This window comes from Luteibacter sp. P4_D7_3 (genome assembly GCF_056401735.1).
Window position 1 is genome coordinate 1 of the sequence record NZ_JBFUIT010000231.1, and the last position, 6,597, is coordinate 6,597.

A 6,597-nucleotide genomic window follows, 5' to 3' on the forward strand; every position below is an offset into this window, starting at 1 on the left:
ATATTGGAACGGCGTTCCAATCATGTCAATATGAGGAATGGCCAAAAAATCACCGGGCAGCCAAAGGCGGGAAGATTCACTCTCACGAGAGCGGATCATCGAAGCATCGATCGCCCTCCTGGACGAAGCCGGAGAAAGCGGCCTCACCTTCCGCGCCCTCTGCCTCAAGCTGGCCACCGGCCCCGGTGCGATCTACTGGCACGTCGCCAACAAAAGCGAACTGCTTACCGCGGCATGCGACGCGATCGTCGCCCGCGCGATGAACGCACCACTTGCCGACGCGACGCCGGAGGCAACCCTCCGCGCCATTGCGCTGGGCATGTTCGACGCGATCGACGCCCATCCATGGGTTGGCTCGGCACTCGCTCATGCGCCAGGACAGTTACCGGCGGTACGTATCCTTGAACGCATCGGCCAGCAGCTTCGTCATCTGGGTGTTCCGCGCGAACTCGAGTGGACAACCGTATCGGCGTTGTTGAGCTACATCCTCGGCGTGGGTGGCCAGAACGCGGCCAACGCGCAATTTGCCAAGGTAGAAGGCCTCAATCGAGCCGATTTTCTCGCGTCCGTGGCGAATACATGGTCCGAACTCGATCCGGCGGAGTATCCCTTCGCTTGCAGCATCGCGAACCAGTTGCCCGATCACGACGACCGGGCAGATTTTCTTACCGGGATCGATCTGATCCTCAAAGGCATTGGCTCGCGGTAACCTCGCGACAGTCATTCATCTGCCAGCCAGCTACTGAGCTCCATTCCGCGTAGCCTTTCGCCGAACCCGCTGTCTGGCATTGCCCTCATGACTGATCCGCTGCATCCGCCCCATGATCGGGCGGCGCTTCCGCTCGCCCCGGCTTTGGACCCTGCCCTCGCGCAAGCCCACATGCCAAGCCGCTTGCCGCGCATTCGACGGCGGATAGTCGCGTCGACATTGCTAGCCATGTCGCTTGCCACTGTCGTCGCGTTCATCGCGTTCGGCTTGACCCGGCTGATCGCGTTGGTCACGCAACTCGCGTTCTTCGGACACTGGAGCACGATGTGGATCAGCCCGGCGACCCACCAGCGCGGCGCATGGGTGATTGTCATTCCCGTGATCGGCGGCCTCATCGTGGGGCTGATGGCGCGTTGGGGTTCACGAGCCATCCGTGGGCACGGTATTCCGGAGGCGATGGAGCAAGTGCTCACGAATGAAAGCCGCATTGCCGCGCGGATGATCTGGTTGAAGCCGCTGTCCTCGGCGGTGGCAATCGGCACGGGTGGCCCTTTCGGCGCGGAAGGTCCGATCATCGCGACAGGCGGCGCGCTCGGCTCGTATGTCGGGCAATTGCTTCCCGTAACTGCCGACGAACGCAAGACACTCTTGGCGGCCGGTGCGGCAGCGGGTATGGCGGCCATTTTTGCGGCGCCGCTGGCAGCGGTGTTGTTGAGCATCGAGCTGCTGCTGTTCGAGCGACGCGCGCGATCGCTGGTGCCGGTGGCCATGGCCGCCGTAACCGGAGCGGCCGTGCGCTTCGCTCTCGAAGGGCCGGGGCCCGTGTTTCCCATGCTGGCCCTCGGTCCGGCTTCGATCGTAGCCCTCGCGTTCTATACCGTGTTGGGTCTGATCTTCGGTGTGGCGGGCGTGGCCGTCACTCGCCTCGTGTACGGTCTGGAAGACGCCTTCGAAAAGCTTCCGATCCACTGGATGTGGTGGCCAGCGATCGGTGGCCTCGCCGTCGGAATCATTGGCTATGCGGTGCCTTCAACGCTGGGCGTGGGCTACGAGAACATCGTCGCCGTCATCGGTGGCCACATGACTATCGGTGCGCTGGCGATCCTCGCTTTCGCGAAACTCGTTTCATGGTCGATCGCGCTGGGCAGCGGCACGTCCGGTGGCACGCTCGCGCCGCTGTTCACCATCGGCGGCGCGCTGGGCGGCCTGCTTGGCCTGGCCCTCGCGCAATGGCCGATCACCCAGGTGGATCCCCGCATGGCCGCCCTGGTAGGCATGGCTGCACTCTTCGCGAGCGCCTCGCGCGCGATGCTGACCGCCGCCGTGTTCGTCTTCGAGACCACGATGCAACCGCACGCCTTGCTGCCTTTGCTAGCGGCAAGCGTCGCAGCCTATCTGGTGTCGGGGCTGATGATGCAGCACACGATCATGACCGAGAAAATCGCCCGGCGTGGTGTGCACGTACCGACCGATCTCGTGGCGGATCCCACGCCACCGCAGTCGGCGGCTGGCTGACCGGCAACCTCAGTGCTCGTCGCGCTCCCGCGCCAATGCATGCGTGCGTTCGACGAAGTCCGCCTGCAAAGGCGTCGGCATCCAGTCACGTCGACGCGTCAAGGCGATGCGTCGACGCAATTCCGCGCCGAGGTTGCCGATCTCAGTCAGCGTCCCGGCGCGGTATTCGAAGAGAAACTGGTCGCGCGATACAAGCGTAAGCCAGTCGCCCTGGAGCAGCAGCCCACGCGTTACCAGCACCGAGCCACATTCGATACGAAGGCGCGGCGGCTCCACGCCGCGGCTGGTGAAGATCTGCTCCCACTTGTTCCGCAACGGAATGCCGGGTGCCGAAATGACCCACGGGTAACCCAGAAGGTCCGACAGCTCCAGTTGGTGCTTGTCGCGTAACGGGTGATCCGCGCGGCCGACAACCACCGGGTCGTCGTCGAACAGCTCTTCCTGCACCACATCGCGGTGGGGCGCGGGATCGCGACGGGCGCCGATGATCAGATCCAGATCGCCCTGACGAAGGCCGGCAAGCAGGTCGCGATACGAGGCCTCGACCACCTTCACCGCCGCGGACACGTGGGCGGTGGTGAACCGCGCAAGCAGGTCGGAGAAGAAGATGGCACGCGCGCTGGGCAGGATGCCAACCGTCACCCGGCCGGCATCGTCCGTGTTCATCGCCCGGATCTCGTCGAATCCTGCGCGCAATTCCGAAAGCATGAGACGGGCGAAGCGAACGAACCGGCTCGCGACATCCGTGGGCCGCACGATGCGCCCCACCCTCACGAACAGATCCGTACCGAGGATGTCCTGCAGCTCGCGCACGGCACGATGGACGGCGGGCTGCGACAAACCGGTCAGCTCAGAGGCCTGCACGTAGCTGCTGTTGCCTTCCACCGCAATGAGCGCTCGCAGCTGCACCATGGTGACCCGCCGCTCGATATGCGGCAGCGGCGAGAGCCGGGCGGACCTTCTTACCAACCGCCCGCCGTGGGCGAGGTAATGCAGTGCACGATCGATGCGAAGCATCATGATCCGGCCCGCTGTCGTCGGTGTGACGCCGGCCGGCTGCCGGTCGAACAGACGCTCCCCGAGTACTCGCTCCATCTTCGCCATCGCCTGCGCAAGCGCCGGCTGAGAAAGACTCACCTCGCGCGCGGCCGCACTCATGCTGCCCGAGCGGCCGGTGACCAGCAGCGCATCCAGATGCCTGAGGTTGAGCTGGAAAATCTCGTTCACGAGCAATCAATCGTATTTACTTATACCTCGATCATAAAACGAAATAGCAAAGTGTGCACGGGACGGGCACGGTAGCGTCATCCCAAGCTACCGAAAATGGGCATGCCCACAGTCAATACCAAACTCCAAAGGCCCGGCAAGGCGGTTATCGACGAGCTTGCTGCCCTCGGGGTGGCCACGATCCACGAGGCGCAGGGCCGCAAGGGCCTGACCGGCCCGTACCTGCGCCCCATCTATGCGGGCGCCCGCATCGCAGGTTCGGCGGTCACCGTGTCCGTTCCCCCCGGCGACAACTGGATGCTCCATGTCGCCATCGAGCAGCTTCAGGAAGGCGACATCCTCGTCGTGGCACCGACGAGCGACTGCACCGACGGCTATTTCGGCGACCTGCTCGCCACCTCCGCGCTGGCACAAGGCTGCCGGGGCCTGGTCATCGACGCCGGGGTCCGCGATGTTCGCGACCTCACGGCCATGGGCTTTCCCGTCTGGTCCAAGGCGATCTCCGCGCAGGGAACGGTCAAGGAAACACTGGGCTCGGTCAACGTGCCGCTCGTCTGCGGCGGTGTCTGCATACGTCCCGGCGACATCGTCGTGGCGGACGACGACGGCGTATGCGTGGTCCTCCGTGAAGAAGCGGACGAGGTGCTCGCGAAGGGCCTGGAACGCGAAGCCCGCGAGGCACAGGTGCGCGATCGATTGGCGAAGGGCGAACTCGGACTCGACATCTACGCCATGCGTGAGCGCCTGGCGGCCAAGGGTCTCGTGTACCGCTGACGGCGACGCCTGCGACAAACCCTCCCCACCTTACGACCCATAAGAGCCCCATGAAGATCTTCGATACCCACACGCATGTGATCTCCCCCGATACCGCGACGTACCCGACCGACCCCATCGGCGGTCATCAGTCGGAGTGGTCGCAGAAGCGACCCGTGGACGCAGGCGGCCTGCTCAAGGCTATCGATGAGGCAGGCATCGCCAAGGCCGTCGTCGTGCAGGCATCGACGGTCTACGGGCACGACAACCGCTATGTCGTGGACACGGTGCGCGCGAACCCCTCCCGCTTCGTCGGCGTTTACTCGATCGATGCACTCGCTCCGGATGCCGTCGAGCAGATCGACCATTGGCAGGCCCAGGGGCTGTCGGGATTTCGCCTGTTCACCACCGGCAGCACCATGCCCGGGCAGTCCGACTGGCTCGGCCACAAGGATTCATTTGCCGCCTGGGCACATGCCGAAAAGCTCGGCATCCCCGTCTGCCTGCAGATGACGATGGAAGGGCTTCCCGCCCTGCGAGCGTTGCTCGAGCGCTTCCCCGCCGTTCGCGTGTTGCTCGACCATTGCGCGCGACCGGACCTGTCCGACGGCACGCCCTTCACCGCATCGCAAGCCCTTTTCGATATGGCGGTGTTCCCGGGTGTCTACCTGAAGCTCACCAATCGCACCCTCACCGCCGCAACAGCAGGCAAGTCGACCCCGCAGGACTTCCTGGCCCGGACCATCGACACGTTCGGTGCGGGGCGCATCGCCTGGGGCTCGAACTTCCCGGCGGCCGAAGGCACGCTGCCGACGCTCGTCGCCGCCGCACACGAGGCACTTTCCAGCCTCTCGCACGACGACCAGGCCATGATTTTCAGCGGCACCGCGGCAACGATCTATCCCGGCCTTTCGGAGAACGGCAAGCATGGCTGAGTCCACACGCCTGCGTACCGTCCTGGCCGACTCGCCGTTGTCCGCGCCGATCAAGAGCGGCGCGCTCAGCAGCCCGGACGTCACGTTCGATGTCGTCGAGGTCTCCCCGGTTCATAAGGCCTTCGCACCCATGGTGCGCGATCAGAGTTTCGATATCTCGGAACTGGCCATCGTCACCGGCCTCCAGGCGATCGCATTTGGCCGGCCCATCATCCTCCTCCCTGCGGTGGTCGCATCGCGCTTCCAGCGCGGTTGCCTGATTACCCGGCGAAGCGGCGGCGTGACCACACCGGAAGGGCTGGTCGGCAAGCGTGTCGGCGTGCGCGCCTATACGCAAACCACGGGCATGTGGGTGCGCGCGCACCTCACCGAAGACTATGGTCTGGCGACGGACAGCATGCACTGGCTGACACGCGACGCTGCGCATGTGGAGCAGTACAAAGACCCGGCCTTCGTCGAGCACGGCGACGACGACCGCAGCCTGGTGGAGCTGCTTCGCGAAGGGGTCATCGACGCGGCCATCCTCGGCAACGACCTGCCGAAGGATGAAGAATTCATTCCGGTTATCACGGACGCCGCGACCCTCGACCGGGCGTGGTACGACCGGCACGGTTTCGTGCCGATCAACCACGTCGTGTCGGTCAGCACGGCCGTCGCCCAGCGCAGCCCGTCGGCCGTACAAGCGATGTATCGCCTCCTTCTCCAGTCGAAGTCCCGGCTCCGGGATGCACCCGGTACCCCTTCGCCGTATGCCTTCGGCTATGAAACGCTGCGCGAGCCGGTGGAATATGTCATCGACGCCTGCGTCGAGCAGGGCCTGCTGCCTCGCCGCCTGAGCATTGACGAAGTATTCGGCCCGGYGCAGGACATACTTGACGGGGTCACCGAATGAACGACCCCAAAGGGCTGAACGGCCCCCACCTGGAAACGCCAAGGTAATGAGCAAGCTGAACGCCACTACTGCCGCCACGCCGCTCAAGGCGCGACGCCCGTTCTACAACGACCTCACCTTCCAGGTCGTGACGGGCATGGTGCTGGGTGTCCTGCTGGGCGCGCTGGCACCGGACATCGGCAAACAGCTCAAGCCACTGGGCGATATCTTCATTCGCCTGATCCAGATGGTGGTGGGGCTGATCATCTTCTGCACCGTCACCCACGGCATCGCCAGCGTGCGCGATCTGGGCAAGGTCGCGCGCATCGCAATCAAGGCCATGGTGTATTTCGAGGTCGTCACGAGCATCGCGCTGGTGCTCGGCCTGGTGACGATCAACCTGCTCAAGCCCGGCGTGGGCATGCACATCGACCCTGCCATGCTGCACACCGGTGTCGCCGTCGCCAAGGACGGACACACGGCCGTGCCGACCGGCGCAGGTGACTTCCTGGTCAACCTGGTGCCGAACTCCGCACTCGATGCCTTCGCCAAGGGAGATATCCTGCAGATCCTGGTGTTCTCGGTGT

The 6,597-nt window shown here is 64.6% G+C and carries 7 protein-coding genes; 6 read left to right on the forward strand and 1 reads right to left on the reverse strand.

Annotated features, from left to right (window positions below; genetic code table 11):
* Positions 1 to 37 precede the first annotated feature (37 nt).
* Both AC1DSN_RS16475 and AC1DSN_RS16480 read left to right on the forward strand, forming a co-directional pair.
* Complete coding sequence (locus AC1DSN_RS16475; protein ID WP_477331720.1) at positions 38 to 709, forward strand: TetR/AcrR family transcriptional regulator; 672 nt, start codon at positions 38 to 40, stop codon at positions 707 to 709.
* A 228-nt stretch (positions 710 to 937) separates the two neighbouring features.
* Positions 938 to 2,224, forward strand: coding sequence for a chloride channel protein (locus AC1DSN_RS16480; protein ID WP_477331722.1), 1,287 nt, complete (start codon positions 938 to 940; stop codon positions 2,222 to 2,224).
* A 9-nt stretch (positions 2,225 to 2,233) separates the two neighbouring features.
* Here the strand turns inward: AC1DSN_RS16480 and AC1DSN_RS16485 are convergent, their stop codons facing one another.
* Positions 2,234 to 3,451 (reverse strand): LysR family transcriptional regulator, encoded by a 1,218-nt coding sequence (locus AC1DSN_RS16485; RefSeq protein ID WP_477298529.1) that lies wholly within the window; start codon positions 3,449 to 3,451, stop codon positions 2,234 to 2,236.
* Between the two features lie 102 nt (positions 3,452 to 3,553).
* Between AC1DSN_RS16485 and AC1DSN_RS16490 the strand changes: the two genes are divergently transcribed.
* From AC1DSN_RS16490 to AC1DSN_RS16505, 4 genes are all read left to right on the forward strand, one after another.
* Positions 3,554 to 4,225 (forward strand): 4-carboxy-4-hydroxy-2-oxoadipate aldolase/oxaloacetate decarboxylase, encoded by a 672-nt coding sequence (locus AC1DSN_RS16490; RefSeq protein WP_213950201.1) that lies wholly within the window; start codon positions 3,554 to 3,556, stop codon positions 4,223 to 4,225.
* A 50-nt stretch (positions 4,226 to 4,275) separates the two neighbouring features.
* Positions 4,276 to 5,139, forward strand: coding sequence for an amidohydrolase family protein (locus tag AC1DSN_RS16495; RefSeq protein ID WP_477298763.1), 864 nt, complete (start codon positions 4,276 to 4,278; stop codon positions 5,137 to 5,139).
* A complete protein-coding gene (locus AC1DSN_RS16500) occupies positions 5,132 to 6,031 on the forward strand; it encodes a substrate-binding domain-containing protein (RefSeq protein WP_477331725.1) in 900 nt (299 codons plus the stop codon). Before AC1DSN_RS16495 ends, AC1DSN_RS16500 begins: the two co-directional genes overlap by 8 nt.
* Before the next feature lie 46 nt (positions 6,032 to 6,077).
* A partial coding sequence (locus tag AC1DSN_RS16505) for a cation:dicarboxylate symporter family transporter (RefSeq protein ID WP_477331727.1) occupies positions 6,078 to 6,597 on the forward strand: 520 nt, incomplete at its 3' end.